General features: G+C 28.4%; 22 protein-coding genes and 1 pseudogene. 20 read left to right on the top strand and 3 right to left on the bottom strand.

Translation table 11 applies throughout. The features are described from left to right. Window positions 1–25: 25 nt before the first annotated feature. Both ACTG48_RS04875 and ACTG48_RS04880 read left to right on the top strand, forming a co-directional pair. Complete coding sequence (locus ACTG48_RS04875) at window positions 26–1261, top strand: glycosyltransferase family 4 protein (protein WP_479918274.1); 1236 nt, start codon at window positions 26–28, stop codon at window positions 1259–1261. Window positions 1262–1361: 100 nt separating this feature from the next. After that, window positions 1362–2303, top strand: a complete 942-nt coding sequence (locus ACTG48_RS04880) for a cell wall-binding repeat-containing protein (RefSeq protein WP_021383582.1) — start codon at window positions 1362–1364, stop codon at window positions 2301–2303. Between the two features lie 220 nt (window positions 2304–2523). Here the strand turns inward: ACTG48_RS04880 and ACTG48_RS04885 are convergent, their stop codons facing one another. Continuing rightward, a complete protein-coding gene (locus tag ACTG48_RS04885) occupies window positions 2524–2877 on the bottom strand; it encodes a GIY-YIG nuclease family protein (RefSeq protein WP_021383576.1) in 354 nt (117 codons plus the stop codon). 278 nt (window positions 2878–3155) lie between these two features. Here ACTG48_RS04885 and ACTG48_RS04890 point away from each other — a divergent pair, with 278 nt between their 5' ends. The 5 genes from ACTG48_RS04890 (at window position 3156) to ACTG48_RS04910 (ending at window position 7997) form a co-directional block, all read left to right on the top strand. Further along, window positions 3156–4067, top strand: a complete 912-nt coding sequence (locus ACTG48_RS04890) for a CGNR zinc finger domain-containing protein (RefSeq protein ID WP_479918275.1) — start codon at window positions 3156–3158, stop codon at window positions 4065–4067. Window positions 4068–4319: 252 nt separating this feature from the next. Further along, complete coding sequence (locus ACTG48_RS04895) at window positions 4320–4754, top strand: DUF6323 family protein (RefSeq protein WP_021383637.1); 435 nt, start codon at window positions 4320–4322, stop codon at window positions 4752–4754. A gap of 22 nt (window positions 4755–4776) precedes the next feature. Then, window positions 4777–6288: a DUF6179 domain-containing protein gene (locus ACTG48_RS04900; protein WP_479918276.1), complete on the top strand. Its 1512-nt coding sequence runs from the start codon at window positions 4777–4779 to the stop codon at window positions 6286–6288. A gap of 82 nt (window positions 6289–6370) precedes the next feature. Then, the gene (locus ACTG48_RS04905) at window positions 6371–7738 is read left to right on the top strand and encodes a M20 family metallopeptidase (protein ID WP_479918277.1); all 1368 of its coding nucleotides are present in this window, start codon (window positions 6371–6373) and stop codon (window positions 7736–7738) included. Window positions 7739–7772: 34 nt separating this feature from the next. Beyond that, window positions 7773–7997 carry a NifU family protein gene (locus ACTG48_RS04910; RefSeq protein WP_479918278.1) on the top strand — a complete coding sequence of 75 codons (225 nt, stop codon included), beginning with the start codon at window positions 7773–7775 and terminating at the stop codon, window positions 7995–7997. A gap of 130 nt (window positions 7998–8127) precedes the next feature. Here the strand turns inward: ACTG48_RS04910 and ACTG48_RS04915 are convergent, their stop codons facing one another. Both ACTG48_RS04915 and ACTG48_RS04920 read right to left on the bottom strand, forming a co-directional pair. Beyond that, a complete protein-coding gene (locus ACTG48_RS04915) occupies window positions 8128–8526 on the bottom strand; it encodes an HsmA family protein (protein WP_021383588.1) in 399 nt (132 codons plus the stop codon). A 2-nt stretch (window positions 8527–8528) separates the two neighbouring features. Then, entirely contained in the window at window positions 8529–8963 is a 435-nt protein-coding gene (locus ACTG48_RS04920) for a MarR family winged helix-turn-helix transcriptional regulator (protein ID WP_479918279.1), read from the bottom strand. Between the two features lie 325 nt (window positions 8964–9288). On the opposite strand from ACTG48_RS04920, the gene ACTG48_RS04925 reads away from it, so the two are divergent. The 13 genes and pseudogenes from ACTG48_RS04925 to ACTG48_RS04985 all read left to right on the top strand — a co-directional run bounded on the left by ACTG48_RS04925 (window position 9289) and on the right by ACTG48_RS04985 (window position 25260). Next, window positions 9289–10275, top strand: coding sequence for an ABC transporter permease (locus ACTG48_RS04925; RefSeq protein ID WP_479918280.1), 987 nt, complete (start codon window positions 9289–9291; stop codon window positions 10273–10275). Beyond that, window positions 10259–11170 (top strand): ABC transporter permease, encoded by a 912-nt coding sequence (locus ACTG48_RS04930; protein WP_021383569.1) that lies wholly within the window; start codon window positions 10259–10261, stop codon window positions 11168–11170. The genes ACTG48_RS04925 and ACTG48_RS04930 overlap by 17 nt, the downstream gene beginning before the upstream one ends. A gap of 112 nt (window positions 11171–11282) precedes the next feature. Further along, a complete protein-coding gene (locus ACTG48_RS04935) occupies window positions 11283–12851 on the top strand; it encodes an ABC transporter substrate-binding protein (RefSeq protein WP_021383674.1) in 1569 nt (522 codons plus the stop codon). Window positions 12852–12925: 74 nt separating this feature from the next. Continuing rightward, window positions 12926–13951 (top strand): ABC transporter ATP-binding protein, encoded by a 1026-nt coding sequence (locus ACTG48_RS04940; protein WP_021383619.1) that lies wholly within the window; start codon window positions 12926–12928, stop codon window positions 13949–13951. Continuing rightward, window positions 13944–14888: an ABC transporter ATP-binding protein gene (locus tag ACTG48_RS04945; protein WP_021383603.1), complete on the top strand. Its 945-nt coding sequence runs from the start codon at window positions 13944–13946 to the stop codon at window positions 14886–14888. Before ACTG48_RS04940 ends, ACTG48_RS04945 begins: the two co-directional genes overlap by 8 nt. A 351-nt stretch (window positions 14889–15239) precedes the next feature. Then, a complete protein-coding gene (locus tag ACTG48_RS04950) occupies window positions 15240–17720 on the top strand; it encodes a sigma 54-interacting transcriptional regulator (protein ID WP_479918281.1) in 2481 nt (826 codons plus the stop codon). Window positions 17721–18339: 619 nt separating this feature from the next. Further along, window positions 18340–19449, top strand: a pseudogene (tnpB, locus tag ACTG48_RS04955) (IS200/IS605 family element RNA-guided endonuclease TnpB). A gap of 497 nt (window positions 19450–19946) precedes the next feature. After that, window positions 19947–20576 (top strand): mgsA AAA+ ATPase, encoded by a 630-nt coding sequence (locus tag ACTG48_RS04960; protein WP_021383615.1) that lies wholly within the window; start codon window positions 19947–19949, stop codon window positions 20574–20576. A 72-nt stretch (window positions 20577–20648) separates the two neighbouring features. Next, window positions 20649–20975 carry a PTS sugar transporter subunit IIB gene (locus ACTG48_RS04965; RefSeq protein ID WP_021383573.1) on the top strand — a complete coding sequence of 109 codons (327 nt, stop codon included), beginning with the start codon at window positions 20649–20651 and terminating at the stop codon, window positions 20973–20975. A 17-nt stretch (window positions 20976–20992) separates the two neighbouring features. Next, window positions 20993–22282 (top strand): PTS sugar transporter subunit IIC, encoded by a 1290-nt coding sequence (locus ACTG48_RS04970; protein WP_021383625.1) that lies wholly within the window; start codon window positions 20993–20995, stop codon window positions 22280–22282. A gap of 23 nt (window positions 22283–22305) precedes the next feature. Then, complete coding sequence (locus tag ACTG48_RS04975) at window positions 22306–22635, top strand: PTS sugar transporter subunit IIA (RefSeq protein WP_021383610.1); 330 nt, start codon at window positions 22306–22308, stop codon at window positions 22633–22635. A 147-nt stretch (window positions 22636–22782) separates the two neighbouring features. After that, window positions 22783–24111 carry a 6-phospho-alpha-glucosidase gene (locus ACTG48_RS04980; RefSeq protein ID WP_479918282.1) on the top strand — a complete coding sequence of 443 codons (1329 nt, stop codon included), beginning with the start codon at window positions 22783–22785 and terminating at the stop codon, window positions 24109–24111. A gap of 294 nt (window positions 24112–24405) precedes the next feature. Beyond that, window positions 24406–25260, top strand: a complete 855-nt coding sequence (locus ACTG48_RS04985; protein WP_021383563.1) for a protein-ADP-ribose hydrolase — start codon at window positions 24406–24408, stop codon at window positions 25258–25260. The last annotated feature ends 121 nt before the right edge of the window (window positions 25261–25381 follow it).

Raw genomic sequence — 25381 nt, forward strand, 5'->3', positions numbered from 1 at the left:
AATTTAGAAGGGAGGTAAGTGAAAAATGAAAATTCTTCATATAATAACACAAAAACCAAATAGTACAGGTAGCGGTATATATTTATCTGGTATGATAAAAGGGTTTGAAAAGGTAGGTTATGAGCAAGCTGTAATTGCAGGAATAGATGTGAATGATGATGTAAACTGCTTTTCAAATGATGTAAGCTTTTATCCAGTAAAGTATAATTGTGGAGAATTAAATTTTCCTGTTGTAGGCATGAGTGATTCTATGCCATATGAAAGTACAAGATATAGAGATTTAAATGTAGACATGATAAACAGATTAAAACATCAATTTAGAGTAAATATAGATAAGGTTATGAATGATTTTAAGCCAGACATTATAATATGTCACCATTTATATCTCTTAACTGCATTTGTTAGAGAGATTGTAAAAGGCATAAAGGTAATGTCTATCTGCCATGGGACTTGTTTAAGACAATTAAATACTATTGATTTAGAGAAAGAATACATAATATCAAATATAAGGAAACTGGACTTAATATTTGCTCTTCATGAAAATCAAAAATATGATATTATAAAGACTTTTGGTGTAAGTGAAAGTAAAGTAGTTGTAATTGGTAGTGGTTATAATGATGATATATTTTATAACAAACATTATAAAAGAAAAGATGATAAAATAAAAATAGTATTTGCAGGTAAGATATGCAAGTCAAAGGGACTAATTCCATTTATAAAAGCTATGTCTAAGTTAAAATATCATAAAGATTTAATAGAAGTTAATTTTGCAGGTACTGGAAGTGATATTGAATCATATAATGAGATAGTTAAACTTGCAAACAAGTCTCCGTTTAAGATGAATTTTCTAGGGAAATTAGAGCAAAGAGACTTAGCTGAGTTGTTTAATATGTCACAAATATTTGTGTTACCATCATTCTATGAAGGATTACCAGTTGTTGTTTTAGAAGCTTTATCCTGTGGTACAGACGTGATTACTACTGATATTCTTGGTGTTAAAGAATGGATTGGGAGCGAGATTAATAACTCTGGAAAGATAGAGTATGTACCTCTACCTTTTATGCAGGACGAAAGTATTCCAAAAGAGGAAGATTTGTATATCTTTGAGAAGAACCTGTATAATTCCATAGATACTAAAATACAATCTTTATTAAACAACTCAAATGAAAGGGCGTCTGTAGATATGTCTAAAAAAACTTGGGATGGTTTAGTATATAGGATGAATGAAGTTATTTTAATGGATGAAGTATGCTTGATTTAATATTATTTAATTTATAAAAAATGTAACTATTTTTATACTACTTTTAGGCGATTTTATATTATACTAGTACTAAATATATTTGTTTTTAGGGAGGTAATTTATGAGGTTTAGTAAAAAGATATTAGCGTTAGGTATTTCAGCATTATTATTAAGTGCTAGTTTTCCAGTATCAATAAATGCGCTAGATAAGATTGAAAATATTCAAGGGGTAGATAAATATGAGACAGCTGGGCTTATTTCAGATAAGCAAGATTTTACAACAGCAGTTTTAATTAACTCTGATTCTACAATGGTAGATGGTATTGCGGCTAGTGGTCTTGCAGGAGTAAATAATGCAGCTATTTTATTAACTAATAAGAATGATATACCAGAAGCAACATTGCAAAGATTAAATAGAGTTACTAAGATATATGTAATAGGTGGAGAAAATACTATAAGTAAAGATGTAGAAAAAATGTTACTTATGAGAAGAATGCAAGTTATAAGAATTGATGGAGTAGATAGAGTAGATACAAGTTATAAAATTGCAGGTGAAATAGAAAAAATTAAAAGCAGTGATAAGATGTTTTTAGTAAATGGATTTAAAGATGAAGCTGATGCAGTAAGCGTTGCATCTGTTGCCTATAGAGATGGGTCTCCTATAATATTGACAAAAGATATAGCTTCAGCGGAAGAAGATACGGATTTAGACCCATTATTCGGTGTTTCTCCTGTTCCAGTATATGCTATTGGAGGAGAGTCTACATTAAGCGATTACATAGTGAATAGATATAGAGCGACTAGAATTGGTGGTGTTGATAGATACCAAACTAATAAAAACGTGATTGAAAAGTTCTATAATGGAGCAAAAGAATTTTATGTAACAAGTGGAGATGATTTGGTTTATGCTCTAGTTGCATCACCACTTGCAAAAAATGCTCCTGTTGCTTTAGTTTCAAGTAAAAGTGATAAGAGTATATTAGAGGGAGCTAATAAAGTAACAGCAATAGGTATAAGTGATAAGAATATTATAGAGCAGTGTTTGAATGCTGTAAAAAAGTAATAGAGTGTTATTAGCAAAATGAATATGCATCTTGAAAAATTAGTATATTCATTTATAGTGGCATAGATTCTATAAGAAGGGGCTGTCTCAGAATAGAGATAGGCCTCTTTTTCGTTGTTGAAATGATAAAAATATATTTGATTTAATACAAAAAAGAGTGCCTCATTAACTAAACAGTTCATTTTGAGACACCCTCTTCTTTACTTATGTTACACAACTTTTATATAGAATAAATTTCATAAGAATTATCTTCTTTTAACTTTTCCAACCAAACCATTTCTAAAATATCTAGTTCTTCTAAGTAGTCTTTTTCAGTTTTATTATCATCATGTTTTATAAGTTCTAAGATTTCGAATGTAAAAGCTTTTTCTCCATGTTTTTTCCAATCGTTATTTAAATCTTTTATCATACAGGACCCAGCACTAAGCTGGAATTTGAGGGAGTTAAATTTGCTTTTTATATCGTTGCTCTTTCCGAAGTAAATCTTTTTGGTAATATCACTTTTTATTATAAATACACCAATGTCAAATTTCATTTCTTTATATAGTTGTTTTAATTCACGTTTTCTATCCATGTTTTAGATTCCTCTTTTCATAATTTGTATGTAATATGTAAAATTAAAAATATATTACATATTAATTATAAAGAGATTAATTTCAGATGTAAATAGTTTTTATAAATTTAATTATGAATTAATCTATAATATAAGAATATTAGGCTGACAGACTTAGTATATTTTGATGTGATATAAATATAAAAAGAATAGTTGACATGGTAGAAATTATAGAATAAACTAAAAATGTAATAGTAAAAAATATTTAATTATTACATTGGGAGGAGCGCACAATTATTATGAATAAAAAAATAGAATTAATAGGAAATTTTGCAAGTGATTGGATTAGATATAGTGATTATGAATATAAAATTACTGAAGACGATGAATTGTATATAGTACCAACTGAAGATGCTGTATTCACTATGTACAATCCATTTGATGTTGTAGATGATATAATAGTAGATATAATCTGTATAGGACAAGAAGCATTGCAAGATATACCAAAAGAGACGAAAGAAATGAGATTAAAAAAAGAAGTACTTGAATTTGTAAAAAAATATGGATTGTTGGGTTTAATTTATTCAAGTGTATATAATAGAGACATAGTTGGAGAAGAAAGAGTGCTGATGATTGAAAAGAACTATATTACAAAAGATAATATATTGAGTACTGATGAATATGTAAATATGTTTATACCATTTGCAAGTGATGACGATGTGTATTTTAAAAAATATAGACGAGGTATAGATGTATCAAAAAGAGAGGAATCGCCTAAGTTTTTTGGAAAAAGACCATTAATTTTAGATTTAGTGTTTTCAAGATTTTATACTGAACAATTAGATTGGATTGTAAGTTTTGCTAAAGATATGTGTAGACACTTTAATCAAGTTTGTGTATATAAAAATACATCAAATCTATTAACTGAAAGTGTTACTATTATGTCTGGAGGGTTTAATCCTCAAAAGATAGGTTTTTCTATAAGTCAATTGGATAAACCAACTATTGCATGGGAGTTTGACTCTCTAAAGACAGCGATTGAGACTATATATGCGTTTGCAATTACAAGTGAACCTCCTTCTTTAAATAAATGTAAGTATTGTGGTAAGATTTATATTCCTACAAATTCTAAATCTCAATACTGTTCACCTTCTTGTAGAAATTGTTCAAATGTAAAGAAAAGTAGAAGTAGAGCTAAAAAAGATAAATAAATTAATAAGGATATCATTGTTTAGATTTTAATTGTAAATAACTGTGGAATAAAAAGAAGTTATATAAAATTATATGTCTAGGTGATGGTATTTTTTTATTGAGAAATTTAATTAAGATACTAATTTTGAGTTGACAAAAACTACTTATGATAATATTATTATAAGTAGTTAGAAAAAATAAATATACTAATTTAAATATAACATAAAAATATAAAAAAGTCAATAGAAAAAATAAAAAAAGGAGAATTTTAAATGATATCACCTATTATTTTGAGTTCTATGCATCAAGGTTTAAAAGAAATAGAAAGGAATGAATTGCTTGATACTAATAGAGAATCTAAGGCATATGGTTTAACCCTTTCAGAATCTGATGTAAAAGATATAATAACTTCAAGAAATTATACTTTAAAGGGGTATGGCAGGATAGAGTTGGATATAAAAGTTACAAAACAATTGATAGAATATATATATACATCACAGTTTACAAATATGGATGATTATTTAGAAACTATTAATGATATGCAAGAACTTTTTTATTATTTAAAAAATGAAACGGATGATAAGATATGTGATGATGAGATTATAGAAATGCTAGATGAACTTTATGAAAAATTTTCAGGAAATCTCGATAATGTAAGAGGAGAAGCAGATGAATTCGCAAAGAAGTTTAAGTTTGGAGAAGTTTAATATATGATAGGAGAGAGTAGCTATGTCAAATAATCTAAGCAATATTAATATAAATGAAAAAAATTTAATAAAAAATCAATATTCAATATCTTTGCTTAAGGAATGTCTAGACTGTAAAGTAATAGATGGAAGAGAAGTATATAGCATACAACAAGAAATATCTCTAATACTTATAGATTTGATTAAGCAGTATACAATTGGTCAAAGTACATCAGTAAGGACGAAAGTTGCCGAAAAGTTGCTGATTTCAATATGGTATGCTATTGATGCGTATATAAATAAGTTAGAAAATCTAGAGAAGAGAGTTGTAGAGTTGACTGCTAAAAATATAAAAAGTATGTACTTGGAAGGTATCAAAATATTAGAAAATGATTTAATCGAGTTAGAAAGTTTTTATGAAGTAATGATAGGTAGAAAGGTAGATACTAACTCAATAGCATATAATGATACTTTGTTAGAATTGTCAGGTTTCTTTAAAAATTATGTTATAAAATTTGAAGCTTATGACATTCCAGTGAGTATAGATTATCCATTGGCATTAGACGATATGGATGTTCAAGGTATCTATTATGTAAAGAATTATATCGAGAGTATAGACATAGAAAATAGGTTTTGTAATTTATTTAAGAAGAAAGATAGAGAAAAATTATTTTATGATTATGGAGTGACTTATAAAATAGATTGTGATGTCATACTTATAAATTTATTTGAACTTATTATAAATAATTGTATTTTTTCTACGATTTTAGGAAATGAAGTAACTAATCTAGAAATCTCAGAATATGAATATGAGTTTTTAGAAAAACAGTTTAAAAACATATACAATAATAATGTTGAAGATGAAGTTAGGGATTATGAGGAAAATAATATAGTTGAATTGATTGATGCAGATAATAATTTAAATTATAGTGATTTTGAAGAAGTTAATAGAAAAATTAGAAGAAATAAAAAGATAACCTCATTACTTATGCAAGCAATTGAAGTATTAATAAAAAGATTAAGTATAGAAGATGAAGTAATGATAAGATATATTAAAAGATATGAAAATATATTTATTGAATCTGTGCTGAATTCAATAGAGAATGATACTTTTAAAAGTATGATAACTGTAAGTAGTAGTGCAAATGAGTCTTTAGAGAATTACATTATTGATGATGAACGTAAACTAGACGATGAATCATTTAGAGAGATATTCAATCAAATATTAGATAGTACATCTATAGTTGAAAAAATAAGAATAATAAAGGAAAATATCAATGCTAAAAAAGACTTTGTTGATATTCTTGAAGCGGAATGTTTATTCGGAGAAGAGTATTTAATGTTGTTTGCATCATTAAGTGAATTAGAATTGGCAATATTGGGTAGTGTTGTATTTTGTGAGGACATAAGAATGAAAGAAATTAATTTATTAGAATTTCTATTAAATAAGAAAACTGAAACTACATTATGGAAAATGAAATACATTGAATTTATGAAGATACAAAATGAAGAGAAGATACAATCTATAGAAGAATATATGAATCAAATTAATTAACAAAAAATTATGAATAAATAGAATGTTAGTATATAATATAATCTGTAAAGCATATCAAAAATACATATATCTGGAGGGAATTATGAAAGAGTATATCATAAATAATATTGAAGAAATAAGAGAAGAACTAATAGACTTGTCTAAAAAAATATGGGAAAATCCAGAACTAGCTTTTGAAGAAAAGTATGCAAGTAACATTCAAAAAGAATATCTAAAATCAAAGGGATTTGAAATTGAAGAAGTAGAAAATCTACCTACTGGATTTATAGCAAGTTTTGGAGAAGGTAAGCCAGTGATTGGAATACTTGGAGAATATGATGCTTTACCAGAGTTGTCACAATCTGTAAGTACAGAAAAAAAGCCATTGGTAGAAGGTGAAGCAGGTCATGGATGTGGGCATAATCTGTTAGGTGTAGCAGGTGTAGGAGCAGTTGTTTCTATAAAAAAATTAATAGAAGAAAATAAGTTTAATGGAACAATAAAATATTTTGGTTGTCCTGCTGAAGAAGAAGGTGGGGGAAAGACATATATGTGTGTAAATGGATGTTTTGATGACGTAGATTGTGCATTTACATGGCATCCTTTTGATATAAACACACCTTGGAGAGGAGGAAGTCTAGCAAACTTATCTATAAAGTTCAAGTTTAAAGGAATAACAGCACATGCAGCTCAAGCTCCACATAATGGTAGAAGTGCACTCGATGCTGTTGAAATTATGAATGTTGGAGCAAATTATTTAAGAGAACATGTTATTGATTCTATAAGAATGCACTATGTTATAACTAATGGTGGTGGAAGACCTAATGTAGTCCCTGGTTTTGCTGAGAGCTGGTATTTTATTAGAGGGAAAAAAGCAAAGGATGCAGAGCATGTTCTTGATAGATTGATAAAAGTGGCACAGGGAGCAGCAATGATGACAGAAACTGAGATGGAGTATACTGTTACAGATGGAATATATGATTATATACCAAATCAATGTTTGACTGATTTGGTTTACAATAATATGGTTTTTGTTGGTTGCCCTAAAGCTACTCCTGAAGAAGACGAATTTGCTAAAAAACTATGTGAAACTCTTACTAGAGAAGAAAGACTAGGTGTAGCAACATCATTACAAAATGATAAATCTATCGTAGAAAGTTATATACATCAGGAGATAGTTGATGGAGACCAAGATAAAGGACTAGCTGGCTCTACTGATGTTGGAGATGTAAGTTATGTTATACCAGTGGCTCAATTTGCAATGGCGGCATGGCCTGTTGGAATTGCAAGTCATACATGGCAGTCATGTTCATCATCAGGTTCAAGCATGGGATTTTCTGCTATGATAAATTCAGCTAAAGTGTTGGCTTGTAGTGCTTATGATGTATTTATGAATACTGAAATTATTAATGAAGCAAAAACTGAATTTGACAAATCATTAGATGGACAAAAATTTAAACCATTGGTATAATCTTGGTAATAAAATATTTCTGGGGGGAATAACTATGAGAGAAAAGGTTGAAAAAATACTTGAAGAAAAGATAAAGCCAGTATTACAAAGAGATGGTGGAGATGTAGAACTTATAGATGTAAATGAAAATGGCGTAGTTTTAGTTAGATTACAAGGTGCATGTAGTGGATGCCCAGGAGCAACTATGACAATAAAAGCCATTATTGAAAATGTTTTAGTGAGTGAAGTTCCAGGAGTAACTCAAGTATTAGGTGTTTAATAAATAGATTTTATAGATAAATATATATAAATCAATTTAAGAAATTATTTAAAATATAATATATAAAAAGTGTGTAAGTGTATATTTACTTTCTTACACACTTTATTTTATATATTTTACTACATATCTATTATCCAGCCATGCCAATAAACATACCTATAAAGTATGGAATTAGCCATATAGTCCATACAACTATACTAAATTTATGGAAGAATTTTTTCTTATCTTCATCATCTTTATATAGGACAAAGGTAGCCCAACCTGCATGAAAAAGCATAAGTACGATTGCAAGAAGACCTGTTATACTATGAAGGTTTTGAGATAAAGCGGATTTTACATAAAATGTATTGCTTTTAGCTATGTTACTCATTGTAAATGTTCCTAAAGTATCAAATATCAAACCAAGCCAAAATATGATTACATGCTTCTTTTTTAAAATTTTAGCTTTCCTTTCTCCAAATACACCTATAGTGTAAAAAATTAAAGCTGATGTTATAAATACTATTGCAAGTATTAATTTAGAATTCATAATTATCTCTCCTTTATTTTTGTTAATATATTTCTAAGATTTTTTACTAAGTCATTTAATTCTTGTTCATCACAGTTTTTAAAGATATCATCAAAACTTTCCTGCATTTTAGTTTTAAAACTTGTGGCAAATTCAAGTCCTGATGTTGTAAATTTAACATATGTATTTCTTTTATCTTCAGATTTCTTGAATTTTTCTATATATCCAATCTGTTCTAATCTGCTGATTATACCTGAAACTGTACCCTTAGCTAGAGACATTTCATCACATAATTGTGATATTGTAAGCTCTTGATTATGAGCTATTAGTTTTATAACTATAATCTGTTGATGTGTCAATCCATTCTCTTTAAAATTTTCTTCTACTGTGTACATAGTTTTAGAATAGAGTTCTTTTAAAAGCATAGCTATTCTAAAACAATCATAATTAGTCTTCAATAAAATCACCTCTTAAATAGTTTGCATAGAAACTAATATAATATAATTTATCAATATAGTCAACCTAAAAATTAATAATTTCATACTAAATAGTGGAAAATACTGTATAAAAATTTTATTTTAGGTATAAATAAAATAATTTGATGAAATTTTAACAATTTTTAAAAAGTTTGTTTACACAGTGAATAAATGATGCTAAAATTAACTCATAGATAAATAGTGAAAATTTAATTATTTAATGATAATGAAACCACGAAGGTTTTAACGTTACTTTACGTTTGCTTTTATGTGGTTTTTTTTATTGCAACAAAGGGGGAATTGGGGTTTGTTAAAGGATATACTGAAAAAGTTGTTGCAGTTTATTTTAGTAATGTTTTTATTATCGTTTGTTGTTTTTTATATGGCAAGACTTGCTCCAGGAGACCCATTAATCTCTTACTATGGAGATGGGGTAGAAAGAATGAGTACTCAAGAAAAAGAAAATGCCATGAGAAAACTCGGTTTGGACGAACCAATATACAGTCAATATGTAAAATGGATTTCAAATGCATCAAAAGGGGAATTTGGGATTTCATTTAAATATAAACAAAATGTTACTTCTGTTATAAATGATGTCTATATAAATACTATAATATTAGGTGGTTCAGGGTATATACTTACCTTTGTACTAGCTTTATTGTTAGGAATATTTTGTACACTACATGAAGATAAGCTCATTGATAGAATTATATGTAAACTAGGAACAATAACCAACTGTATTCCATCATTTTGGGTTGCTTTGGTACTTATACTCATATTCAGTATAAACCTAAACATATTTCCAAGCAGTGGTGCTTATGCAATGGGAGAGGAGACCAGCATATTAAGTAGAATATCGCATTTAATCTTACCTCTTACAGTACTTATACTGAGTCACTTATGGTATTACACATATATGATAAGAAATAAATTGCTAGAAGAGATAAGAGAAGATTATGTACTGTTATGTAAAGCAAAAGGTTTAAATAATAGAACCATTGTTTTTAAGCATTGCCTGAGAAATATAATGCCATCATATATCAGTATAATGGCCATTTCAATACCTCACATATTGGGAGGAACTTATGTAGTTGAAAAAGTTTTTTCTTACCCAGGGTTAGGAACTCTTTGTTTTGAAAGTGCAAAGTATCATGATTATAATATGTTATTAGTTTTATGCTTAATAACAGGGGCTTTAGTAGTATTTGGTAATATGCTAGCTCAAATTATAAACAATAAAATAGACCCTAGAATGAAATATGATAGAGGTGATACTAATGAAGCCACAATGTAGTGATTTTGAAATTGTAGGAGAAAATTATATTTTAGTAGCAGAAGAGAAACATGTAGAAACAAAGAAAACCTTATTAAACAAAATTAAAGAATTACCATATATATCAATTATTATTTTATCAATTATTATTATTGGAAGTGTGTTTTCATCTTTCATAATGACACATGAACCAACCTACATGGATTTAGTAAGCTCTAATTTAGCTCCAAATAAAACTTTTTTATTTGGAACAGATTCAATGGGTAGAGATATATATTCTATGATATGGTATGGAGGAAAAATATCTTTATTTATAGGATTATTTTCTACTGTAATATCAACTTGTATAGGAGTTATTTATGGAAGTATAAGTGGCTCAGCATCTGAACTTGTAGATGATGCAATGATGAGATTTACAGAAATCATCCTTAGTATACCTTCAATATTAATCATAATATTTGTACAAGCTATACTTGGAAATTCGAGTCCAATATCTATGTCTATAGTAATAGGGATAACAAGTTGGATGAACATATCTAAGATTGTAAGAACAGAGGTTAGGCAAATAAGAAATAGCGAATACATATTAGCAGCTAAAAGTATGGGAGGAGGATTCTTCTATACACTAAAGCAACACTTACTTCCAAATTTTGTAGCATCGATAATGTTTATGGTTGTAACAAATATAGGTGCAGCTATTGGGACTGAATCAACACTAAGTTTTTTAGGAATAGGCCTACCAATAGAAATTGTTTCTTGGGGAAGTATGTTATCTTTATCAGAAGAAGCATTACTTTCAAATAGATGGTGGATTATACTGATTCCAGGTATATTTTTAGTTACTACATTGGTGTGTATAACTAATATAGGTAATTATATAAGAAAAAATAATAATAAAAAATCTAGTAATTTATAAATCAGCATTTGAGAACTAAATAAGCAAATACTGAGGTATTTGAAATATCTATTTAAATAAATGGGGTCAAAGCTTTGAAAAATATTTTATAAAAAGCAAAAGGGGGAGCATCATGAAATTAAAGAAGTTAAAAGTTTTAAGTTTAGTAATGATACTTAGTCTAATGGCAGGTTGTTCTAGTGGAGGAGACAAAGATAAAAAAGCAGATACATCTAAAGATGGAAAGGTGCTTGTTTATGGAAGTAATGACTATACAAGTATAAATCCTGCACTATATGAGCATGGGGAGATAAATTCACTAATATTTAATGGATTAACAGCTCATGATGAAAATAATAAAATAGTTCCTTGTTTAGCAAAGGACTGGAAATTTGATGAGGCAACAAATACATATACTTTTAATTTAAGAGATGATGTTAAGTGGCATGATGGAGAGAAATTTACAGCAAATGATGTTAAGTTTACAATAGAAACTATAGTGAAACCAGAGAATGCTTCTGAAATAGCATCAAATTATGAAGATATAACAAAAATTGATGTAGTTAATGATAATACTATAAAAATTACTTTAAAAGCTCCAAATACAGCAATGCTTGATTATCTTACAATAGGAATATTACCAAAACATGTATTAGAAGGTAAGGATATAGCTACTGATGAATTTAATCAAAAACCAATAGGAACTGGGCCATTTAAACTTGAAAAATGGGATAAAGGTCAAAGTATAACTCTTGTTAAAAATAGTGATTATTTCGTAAAAGAGCCAGGTTTAGATAAAGTAGTATTTAAAATTGTTCCAGATGATAAGGCTAAAGCAATGCAATTAAAATCAGGAGAATTAGACTTAGCTCAAGTAACTCCTAAGGATATGTCTAATTTTGAAAAAGATGAAAAGAACTTTAAAATAAATATAATGAAAACAGCAGATTATAGAGGTATATTATACAATTTTAATTCTAAGTTCTTTAAAGATGAAAAAACTAAAGGATTACCAAATGCTTTAAGCTATGCAATAGATAGAAAAGCAATAGTTGATAGCGTATTATTAGGACATGGTGTGCCAGCATATTCACCTTTACAAATGGGAGAATATAATAATCCTGATATAGAGAAGTTTGAATATAACCCAGAAAAAGCTAAACAAGAAATTGAAAAATTAGGATGGAAATTAGGTTCTGATGGAATTTATGAAAAAGAAGGTACTAAATTAGCTTTTGAAATAACAGCAGGAGAGAGTGACCAAGTTAGAGTTGATATGGCTAAAATATGTGCACAACAGTTAAAAGAAATAGGTGTGGATGCTAAAGCTGTGGTTGTAACTGAAACAGATTGGGCTAATCAAGATGCTCATTTAATAGGTTGGGGAAGTCCATTTGACCCAGATGACCATACATATAAAGTGTTTGGAACAGATAAAGGTTCAAATTACAATGCTTACTCTAATCCTACTATAGATACAATACTTCAAAAAGCAAGAGAAACAGAAAATAAAGATGAAAAGTTAAAGTTATATAAACAATTCCAAGTAGAAATGACTAAAGATATGCCTTATACATTTATTGCTTACATAGATGCAATCTATGTTGGAAAACCAAATATCAAAGGGCTAACACCTGATACAGTTCTAGGTCATCATGGTGTAGGTATATTCTGGAACATAGCTGATTGGACAATTGAATAATAGTTAAATTAATTAGAAACCTTAGGGATAAAAATATATCCCTAAGGTTTGAATAGCATAGGGGTTGATGGTTTTTGGAACATTTATTGGAGGTTAATAATCTATCTGTAAGTTTTAAAGTAGAAGAAGGAGAAGTACAGGCTGTAAGAAATGTATCTTTTAATCTAAAAAAAGGTGAGACATTGGCTATAGTTGGAGAATCTGGTTGTGGTAAATCTGTATTATGTAAGAGCTTAATAAGGATACTCCCATATAATGGATATATTAAAAATGGAGAGATTTTACTTAAATCAAATGATTTAGTTAACAAGTCTGAAAAAGAGATGGAGTCTATCAGAGGAAAGAATATGTCAATGATATTTCAAGACCCTATGACATCTCTTAATCCAACTATATCAATAGGAAAGCAAATAGCAGAAGCTATAGTGATTCATCAAGGTATAAGTAAAAGTGAAGCTAAAAAAAGAGCTATGGAACTTATTGAATTAGTTGGAATAGATAACCCTGAAAAGAGATTTAAACAATTTCCACATCATTTTTCTGGTGGGATGAGACAACGTATAGTAATAGCTATAGCACTTGCTTGTAATCCAGATGTATTGATTGCTGATGAGCCTACAACAGCCTTAGATGTAACTATACAAGCTCAAATAATTGACTTAATAAAGGATTTACAAGATAAGATAGGTTTATCAATAATATTTATAACTCATGATTTAGGCGTAGTTGCAACTATAGCTGATAGAATAGCAGTCATGTATGCAGGAAAGATTGTAGAAATAGGAACAGTAGAAGATATATTTTACGACCCTAGGCATCCATATACTTGGGGTTTATTAGGCTCATTACCTACTTTAGATTCACAGGATGACTATTTATATAATATACCTGGTATGCCTCCGAATTTATTAAATCCTCCAAAAGGAGATGCGTTTGCAGTAAGGAATAAAAATGCTCTTAAAATAGATTATGAAAAAGAACCGCCGATGTTTAAAATTAATGATACACATAGTGCTGCAACTTGGTTATTGCATCCAGATGCACCTAAAGTAGATACACCAGTTAGAGTAAATTGTGGAAGGGTGATTTCTAATGAATAGAGAAAAAATACTAGAAATAAAAAACTTAAAACAATATTTTCATTTGGATAAAAGTACTACTGTAAAGGCAGTTGATGATATAAGTTTTGATATATATAAAGGTGAGATATTTGGATTAGTAGGAGAGTCAGGTTCAGGAAAATCTACAACTGGCAAAACTATAATAAGGTTACATGAATCTACTGGTGGAGAAGTAATTTACAAAGGAAATTGTATCTCAGACAAAAAAACGTATAAATTTATAAAAAAAGATGTAAATAAAAGTATGCAGATTATTTTCCAAGATTCTACTTCATCATTAAATCCACGTATGACAATTGCAGATATAATTTCAGAACCACTAAAAATTCAAGGTGTCTGTAAAAATAAAACAGAGAGAATGAATAAAGTATATGAGATGTTAAATCTAGTTGGACTTGATAGAAGTTATGCAAATAAATATCCTTCTGATTTTTCAGGGGGGCAAAGACAGCGTACTGGAATAGCACGAGCTCTTTCAGTAGACCCAGAGTTTATAATAGCTGATGAACCTATAGCTTCTTTGGATGTGTCTATACAAGCACAAATTGTAAATTTATTTAAGAAGTTACAACAAGAAAAGAATTTGACTTGTTTATTTATAGCGCATGATTTATCTATGGTGAGACATATTAGTGACCGTATAGGAGTTATGTATAATGGAAAATTAGTAGAATTAGCAAGTTCAAATGAATTATATAATAATCCTATTCATCCGTATACAAAATCTTTGCTTTCTGCAATTCCTATTCCTGACCCTAAGTATGCTAAGGCAAAAAATAGAGTAGAGTACAATTCTAATATATCTAATTGTTCAAATGAGAAGTCATTGAGTTGGATTGAAGTTTCAGAGGGTCACTTTGTATATTCTTCTAAAGCAGACATAAATAAATACCAAGAAAATTTAAAAGTTGTTTAGTATAAGGTCACTATAAGTAATGGTTGATTATTTTAACTATAAACTAAAAACCTATTTTTGGAAAAATTTTAAAACCATTCCAAAAATAGGTTTTTTTATTTCCATTTTTCAAATATAATAAAATTAAAAACAAGGAAAATATATTATTCAGAAAATACCATAAAATTTTTAAAATAGAAATATAGAAAAATGACCAATAATACTAATGTTTCTAAAAGAATTCTATATAGGTAAGCAAAGGAGCATTAAGAAACTGTAGTTAGAATCAGAGAATAAGGTTTATTAAAAATAAATAAAGCGAATATAAAAGTTTTAGCTAATAAAATATTACAAATGTGGAGGGAGGGCATAATGATATATAAAAAAGATAAAGTAATGGAAGTTTTAAAATCATCATATAGAGAGAATGGAAAAGGTATTACAGCTAATCGATTGTCAGAAAAAACTGGAATAGCAAGAAACAATATAAGTACATATTTAAATCAATTATTCAATCAAGGGATGGTTACAAAGATAAAAGGAAGACCTGTATACTATATCCCTGCAAATGTTAATATTGATAAAGAGGAATCGTTTGATGCACCAAAAGAAATAAAAATAGAAACTAAAATAAAAAAAGATAGTTTTGAAACCTTAATAGGTAGAACACAAAGTTTAAGACCTATAATAGAAAAATGTAAAGTCGCAATGCTCTATCCTACAAATGGACTCCATACCATTATCTATGGAGAAACAGGAGTAGGAAAAAGTATGATTGCTAGGTACATGTATGATTATTCTATAGATAGTGGAATTAGAGGAGAGAAAGCACCCTTTGTAACATTTAACTGTGCAGATTATGCAAATAACCCACAATTACTTATGGGACATATTTTTGGAGTAGAACAAGGTGCCTACACAGGAGCAGAATCTTCAAGAAAGGGACTTTTAGAGATTGCAAATGGAGGGATACTTTTTTTAGATGAAATTCATAGGTTACCAGCAGAAGGGCAAGAAATGTTGTTTACTTTTATAGATAAAGGAACATTTAAAAGACTAGGAGATGCAACTAAGGAAAGAGAGTCTAAGGTGTTAATAATATGCGCTACTACAGAAAATCCAACATCAACATTATTAGACACATTTAATAGAAGAATACCTATGAAAATAGAAATACCTTCATTGAGAAATAGAACTATGATTGAAAGAATAGAATTAGTTAAAAATTTTTTTAAGCAAGAATCAAAAAGTATTTCTATCTCTATAAAAGTACATAGGGAAATAATTAAATCATTACTACTTTATGATTGTAAAAATAATGTAGGTCAACTTCAAAATGATATAAAGTTAGCTGTTGCAAATGGATACTTAAGATATAAAATAAACAATAAAGAGCCAATTTATATAGAGAAAAAATACTTTGATAAGTCGATAAATGAAGTGAATGATGATTATAGAGATAAGTCTATTAAAGCAGATGAAGTTATAACACATGGAATAGAATTTTTTGTATTCACACCATTAGGAGAAGAGGAAATTATTAAATATGATGACATGAATATTATTAATGCAGTAAATTCTAATCTTAATGAATCTGTAGAAATGAATATGGCAGATGCCCAATTATTCAATGATGTTAAGTTTAAAAATATGTGTAAATCAATAAGACAAATTATTAAAGAAGATGAAGAAATAAATATAAATGAATCAATATTTAGGTCAATGGCAATATACATAAAAAATGTATTAGATAAAAGTAATTCTACAAATAACATAGACTTAAATCAAATTAGAAGAAATAATAGAAGTGAATTTAAGACAGCCTTAAAAATAGTTGGAATAATTGAGAATGAATTTGATTTATTTTTATCTATAGAAACTGTGGCATATATTACATTATTTATAGTACAAGCTAAACAAGAGGAACAAAATAAAATAGTGAATAAGCTTAATATTATAGTTGCTATGCATGGAGAAACTACAGCAAGTAGTATGGTTAAAGCAGTTAGTGATATTATTGGAGAATGTAGTGCTATTTCGTTTGATATGAAGTTAGATAAAAGCTATGACAAAGTAATTATAGATTTTAAAAAACTGATTAACAGTATAGACAATAAAGATATACTACTATTTACAGATATGGGTTCATTAAATTCTTTTGATGAAATTATAAAGAAAGAAAAAAAGTGTGATATAAGAGTAATTCCTATGGTGACCACATTAACTGTGTTAGAAGCAGTTCAAAAAGCTAATATGGGACTAGCTTTAAATGATGTATATAATTCTATTGTTAATACAAGAAAGTACTATTTTGGAACTAGTGAAATTCAAGATAAAGAAAATCTGTCTAAAACAATTATTATAGCATCTCATGTTTCAGAAGGTGTAGATAATAAAACAAGAAAAATTCTAGAAGAAAAAATGAATAGGTACTTAGATGGAATAGATATTATATCTATACCATATAAAACAGAAAAAGATTTAAGTTTAAATATTACAAAACTAAAAGAAAGCAGTAATGTTGTAGCATTAATCAATGAACAAAAGATTAATATTAAAGGAATTGACTATATAAGTAAAAAAGATATAGATAAAGATGAAAATATAAATAAATTAAAAAATATTATAAAGATAAGTATTGGTTATGACGATGTAGTTGAAGGACTAAGAACCTCTCTAAAAAGTTCTAATTATAACAGAATATTTAAAGATATAAAATCTGTTTCGGATGAACTATTTTTAATATTTAATGTAGAAAAAAAATATGACAAAGTAATTGGGCTTATGATGCACTTGGCTTTCATGGTAGATGGATTAATTGGAAATACTAGAGTAATTGAAGAACTTGATTAAAAAATAGCTACGCACACTTGTGACTTTAGTCGTGAGTTAGTAGCTAAAATAGTCAGCATATAGGGAAACTTATATGTAGAGATAGGATATAACCTATCCAATACTACTTGAATTGCTGGAAACCCCTAAAGCTAACCAAACTAAAACATAAGGATGAAATAAACCTAAGTGTGAAAGTTACGAAAGTAGAAAAAATTGGTTAGATGGTATAAGGTTAAACCCTAAGTACTTTAAAATGGGCAATCAGCAGGTAAGCTCCGAATAGGAGAAACTTCAACGACTATTCCTCTTGAGGGAAGTACACTACAAGCTATTGGTAGTGGAAGTGGGTAGACCTTAACGGATAATGCCGAAGGATAAGATATAGTCTGTGCTTGCATGAAAGTGTAAGAAGTTCATAAGAGAACTGCATAGGTAGTAGCGAACTTATGTGAACGACAACCTCAAAAATGATAAAAGTTAGGACTTATGGTTCTTACATATGTTATTTAGAAATAAATATAAAACCTTCGAAATAATTGTTTTAAATAATTACGTTTGTTAATATTATAATGGGTGATGAAAAATAGAAGTTACTCGGATATGTATATTAATAATCATAAAAAACAATTAAAGTGAGGTGATAGTAGTGGAAAAAGCTTATAAGTTTAGAATGTATCCAAATAAAAAACAGCAAGAGTTAATTAACAAAACTTTTGGATGTTGTAGATTTGTATATAATAAGTATCTTGCTAAAAAAATAGAAGTTTATGAAAACTATAAAGAAACTTTTACTTATAAACAGTGTAGTTCTGATTTGACCAATTTAAAAAGAGAATTAGAGTGGCTTAAAGAACCTGACAAATTTTCACTACAAAACACCTTAAAAGATTTAGAAAACGCATATAAAAAATTCTTTAAAGAAAATGCAGGATTTCCTAAATTTAAATCAAAGAAAACTAATAGATTTTCATATAGAACTAACTTTACAAATGGAAATATTATGTGCTGTGGTTAATATATAAAATTACCTAAACTTGGTATGGTCAAAGTAAGGGATAAACAAGTACCTCAAGGGAGAATACTTAATGCTACTGTATCCAAAGAACCAAGTGGTAAATATTATGTATCATTATGTTGTACTGATATAGAGATTGAAGCACTTGAAAATACTAATAATAAGATAGGTTTAGATTTAGGAATTAAAGAATTTTGTATCTCAAGTTGTGGACAATTTATAGAAAATCCTAAGTATCTTCAAAAGTCATTAAACAAACTTGCTAAATTACAAAGAGAATTATCGAGAAAAACAATTGGTAGTTTAAATAGAAATAAAGCAAGGTTAAAAGTTGCAAGACTTCAAGAACATATAGCTAATCAAAGGAAGGATTTTCTACAAAAACTATCTACTAAATTAATACGAGAGAATGATATTATTTGCATAGAAGATTTACAAGTAAAGAATATGACTAAAAATCGTAAACTATCTCGTTTAATTTCTGATGTGTCATGGTCAGAATTTGTTCATCAATTAGAATATAAAGCTAATTGGTATGGTAGACAAATTGTAAAGGTAGGTAAATTCTTTGCAAGTTCACAAATATGCAATAAATGTGGGTACAAAAACGAGGAAATGAAGAATTTAAGTATAAGAGAATGGATGTGTCCTTGTTGTAATGAAACTCACGATAGAGATATAAATGCAAGTATAAATATACTAAAAGAAGGATTAAGACTAATAAGAGTTTAAAATAGATAACTTATGTAAGAACCGTAGGAACTACGGGGATAGCCTGTGGAGAGTTTGTAAGACATATTTTAGTATGCAAAATTCTATGAAGCAGGAACCCTGTGACTTTAGTCATGGGAGGTTCAGAGAGAAAAAGCACTTAATTATGAAAAGAATTTAAGTAAGATAAAAAATATATTAGCTCAACTAGATAAAAAATACAACATAGAAATTAATAAAAAGGAATGTTATCAAATATTATTAATATTAGAGTATGTATAAATACTAAAAAAGATTACCAATAAGTATGAAAACTTATTTGGTAGTCTTTTTTAGTCTAAAATGACATTAATATTAGACACATACAAATAAATTTAGACAAAGTATCTGAGTATTGGCAATAAATATGATTGAAATAATCACATTTAAAAGTGTCTAAAAAAACTGGCACAATACTTGCTTTATATATTAATAAATAATATAAAGAATTAAAATTTAAATCAAAAGGAGTAAATAATATGCATGAGAAAATATTAAGAGATAAAAAGGCAAATGACCCATGGGCAAGAATGACTACAAGAAACGGATTTAGTGCAGATGAAATAATATCATCATTTCAAAAGGCCATAAGAAGAAATATGGTAGAAGAAGCATGCGAATTTGCGTATGAGTTATATATATCATCACCAGAATTAGAAGATAAGCTATGGAGAAGAATACTTACAATATCAGTTGAAGATATAGGAATGGGAGACCCATCAGCTATAATAATCATAAATAATTTAAATCAAGTGAGAAAGGAATATTCATATGCAGATGGAGATAGACCTTTATTTTTCATACATGCAATAAGATATCTTTGTGCATGTGAGAAAGATAGGTCAAGTGATTTATTAAAAAATATAATTATAAAAGGATTTGCAATGGGCAAAGTTCCAGAAATTATGGATGTGGCACTAGATAAGCATACATATAGAGGATTAGAAATGGGAAGGGATTCATTCCACTTTTTAAATGAAGCTAGTATAGTAATTCCAGAAAAAGAAGTAGATAATGATTATAAAGAAAGATACTTAAAAATATTAGAAGAATATAAACCAGAAGAAGCTATAGATACAGCCTTTAAATTTAATCACTGGCAGTACTAAAAATTAAAATAATAATTAGAGTATATAAAATAAAAAATAAAAGCGATTAAATATTGCAGGAGGGAATTTATTATGAATATTTTATTAGTATGTGCAAACGGAGCGTCAACAGGAGTACTCGTAGAAAAAATGAAAAGTTTTTGCAGTGATCATGTAAAGTTAAAAACAAAGACTATAAATATAGATGCAACATCATTTGAAAATTTAAAATCATATATTCAAGTTAATGATATAGATGTAGTTCTTGTAGCACCACAGATTAGATTTAAAGAGGAAGATATAGTTGAAGCTTGCAAAAACCATAAAATAGCAGTTGGTGTAATAGATACTAAACATTATGGTCGTATGGATGCCCCTTCTGTCATGAAGTCGGCAATAGAGTTATATAAAAATAGATAATTAGGGAGAAAATAAACATGGAAGCACTTCAAAATAATTTGAGAAAATTTCTTCTTCCAATAGCACAAAAGATTGAAAGGCAAAGGCATCTTCAAGCTATAAAAGAAGGTATGATAAGCATCACCCCAGTAATAATTGTTGGTTCTTTAAGTATGTTATTTGTAGCACTAAATAATATGTTACCTGAAGGAAGTGCAAAAACTTTATTATCTGAGAATATGGATACATTACTTATTCCCAATAAATTTACTATGAGTTTATTATCTATATACTCAGCATTTTTTATAGCTCAAGCATTAGCTAAAAAATATAATCTTAATCATGTAGAAATAGGGATGACAGCCGTTATAGCACAACTTGTTGTATGCGGACAAGTAGTAGATGGAGCGTTAGATACAAGCTATTTAGACGCTCAAGGTTTATTTGTAAGTATATTAATAGCACTTTTAGTAGTTGATATTACTAAGTTTATGAATGATAAAAACCTTGTTATTAGATTTCCAAAAGAAGTACCAAGTGTAGTAAATAAAAGTTTTAGAAATTTAACACCAATGATAGTCTGTATAATGTTATTTACAGCAATAGCAGCAATAACTAAAAATGTACTAGGTCAACCCTTACCAGCTATTATAATGAATTTCTTGGCTCCAGCTATAAGTAGTGTAGACAATGTTTTTGCAGTAATTATAATACTTTTCATAACTCAATTACTATGGTTCTTTGGACTTCATGGGGCAGCAATAACTTCAAGTATATGGATGCCAATAGCAGCTACATATATGGCAGAAAATGCAACACTAATAGCAGCAGGAGGAGACCCAAAATATGTATTTACGATAGGATTTTACTATGGATTCCTACAAGTAACTGGGTCAGGAATAACTTTAGGGCTAGTATATCTTATGTCAAGAAGTAAGAGTAAGAGTTTAAACAGTATGGGAAAAGTTGTACTGTTACCATCATTATTTGGAATAAATGAGCCAGTAATATTTGGAACACCAATAGTTATGAATCCATATATGTTTGTACCATTTGTATTTGGCCCTGTACTAGTTGGAGCACTTAACTTTATGGCTCTAAAATTAGGATTAGTAGGATTGCCTATTGCAGAGCCACCAGGTTTTTTACCTCCAGGAGTTGCAGCATTTTTAATGACATTAGACTGGAAGGCTGTAGTATTAGTATTTGCAAGTATAATACTTATGACCTTGATATATTATCCATTCTTTAAGATAATGGAAAAAGAAGAATTAAACAAAAATGCAGAATTAGCTACGGAATTAAATGACGATAGCTTTGATTTTTAATTAGTCATTAGAAGGAGAAGGATATGATACCTGAAATAGAAGAAAAAGTATTTAGCATAATATCAGAATCAGGAGATGCTAAAAGTGATGTAATGATGTCTCTTAAAGAAATAAAAAAAGGTGACTATGATAAAGCGAAAAAACTTTTAGAATCAGCATCAGAAAAAATACAAACAGCATCAAAACATCATTTAGAATTACTATCAAATGCTATGGATAGTGAAGATAGTGGAACTAATTTTTTAGTTATACACTCTGAAGACCATTATTCAAATGCATTATTTGCTCACTCTTTAGTATCTGAACTTGTAGACATATTTGAAATAATGGACCCAAGAAGTGATGAAAATTAATTTTCATATAGATAGTGCTTGAAGTTTGGCTATAGTTTATTAATTTAAAAAATTTAATAAATGAACTCCCTTTTACTTTAAAGTGCTAGTATTTATAAAGTTATTTATAAATATAGTAAATTTTTAAATAGAAAAGGAGAAATTGTTATGGAGAAGTTTTCAGTAGTAATAGCTGGAGGGGGAAGTACATATACTCCAGAAATCATATTAATGTTGTTAGATAATTTAGATAGGTTACCATTAAGAGCTATTAAATTATATGATAACGATGAAGAAAGACAAAATAAAGTAGCTAAAGCATGTGAAATATTAATAAAAGAAAAAGATTCTACTATAGAATATTTAGCAACAACATCCCCGAAAGAAGCTTATACAGATGTAGACTTTTGTTTAGCTCATATAAGAGTTGGAAAACTTGAAATGAGAGAACTAGATGAAAAAATACCTCTAAAGCATGGGATAGTTGGTCAAGAAACCTGTGGACCAGGTGGAATAGCTTACGGAATGAGGTCTATAGAAGGTGTACTTGAAAACATAGACTATATGGAAAAGTATTCTCCAAACTGTTGGATGTTAAATTACTCTAATCCAGCATCTATAATAGCAGAAGCTGTTAGAAGGTTAAGACCTACTTCTAGAGTAATAAATATCTGTGATATGCCAATAGGTATGGAACATAGTATAGCGAAGATTGCAGGACTTGAATCTAGAAAAAATATGGATATAAGATACTTTGGATTAAATCATTTTGGTTGGTATACTTCAATTAAAGACAAAAAAGGAAATGAACTTTTGCCAAAGTTAGTAGAGCATATAAAAGAGTATGGATTTATAAATGGCGAAGAAGGAATGAAAAATAACAAGAAAGATAGTTGGTTTGAAACTAATTTATTTACTAGAGAAATAGTAAAAACAGATTTAACTACAATACCAAGTAGTTACTTAAAGTACTATCTATTCCCAGATTATGTTGTAAATCATTCTGATGTAAATTACACTCGTGCCAATGAAGTGATTGATGGAAGAGAAAAAGAGGTATTTAGCTCATGTGCATTAATAGAAAAGCAAGGGCATTCTACTGGTAGTGGACTTGAGATAGGAATACATGCAGAGTTTATAGTTGATTTAGCTACAGCTCTAGCTTTTAATACTCATGAACGTATGCTCTTAATAGTTCAAAATAATGGAGCTATAGAAAATATACAATCTGATGCAATGGTTGAGATTCCATGTATAGTTGGCAAAGACGGGTATGAACCATTATCAATAGGAAAAATACCAACATTTCAAAAGGGCTTAATAGAACAACAATTAGCAGTTGAAAAGTTAGTGGTTGATGCTTGGATTGAGAAATCATATAATAAACTATGGCAAGCACTTATGCTATCTAAAACAGTTCCAAGTGCAACAGTAGCAAAAGAACTATTAGATGATTTAATAAAAGCAAATAAAAATTATTGGCCAGAACTTAACTAAGAATAATATATGTTTTTTTAGAATATTTAATTTATAAAGGTGTTAGCTTTAGAAGCTTTCACCTTTATTATTATTTAAAAATTTTACTATTAAAGTAATAACAAATTGCATATTATTTTTATAAAGGTTTCTATAAAATACTTAAAATAATTCTATATTTTGTCTTTAAATATAATAATATTAAAAAATTTACACTTTTAACAGGATTTATGTAAGTGTTTATAGAAATAAATAAATATGTACATAATACATAATTATTTTATAATCCTAAAATATGAGAATGGAGAGATGGCTATGAAGTGGAGAGATTATGCTGATGATGTAAATTTATTTGAGGATTTTGATAAAAGTATCAAGCCTCTAACTGACGAACAAAGAAAGAAAAATATAAACACTTTAATTGCATATTTTTCAAAAGAAGTTCCTTCTAAAATATACAATTTATCAAATGATGAAATTAAGCCTAGAGATATACTTAGAGGACTTTTGAATGTATATCCACCAAAAGAAATTGCTCCAGAAATACTTAGTATGTTACATAATTTATTATTAATTGAATGTGAAGAAAGAGAGTTAGTAGATGTAAATGATATAGAAGAAGTAGAGGAAGGGATTGCCATATGGAGAGGTAATATAACAAATTTAAAAGCAGATGCAATAGTAAATGCTGCAAATAATAAGTTATTAGGGTGTCTACAACCTCTGCATTTATGTGTGGATAACGAGATACATTCATGTGCAGGTCCTAGACTTAGAGAAGATTGTGATAAAATAATAAAAAAACAAGGCCATTTAGAATATACTGGAGACGCTAAAATAACAAGAGGTTATTGTCTACCTTCAAAATTTGTAGTACATACTGTTGGTCCTATTGTATCTGGTGGTCAGCCAAGCAAAGAACAGGAAAAACAACTACTTCATTGTTACAAATCATGCCTAAATACTATAAAAGAAATTGATGAAATAAAAAACATTGTTTTTTGTGGAATTTCTACAGGAGTATTTGGTTATCCAAAAAAAGAAGCAGCTAATCTTGCTGTAAGCAGAGTGAGACTATGGCTAAAAGAAAATCCTGAGAAAAATTTGAAAGTTGTATTTAATGTTTTTACTGAAGAGGAAGAAGAAAAATACAGAAGAATATTTAAATAATATTATATAATAAAATTCTAAGAATATTTATTACATAATATAATAGTTTATTAAAATTAAATAAAGTTTGTAAATTTAGTATGTTAATAGGTATAATAGAAATGATAAGAGTAGTATAAGT

The sequence above is a fragment of the Clostridioides sp. LIBA-6822 genome, assembly GCF_056688955.1.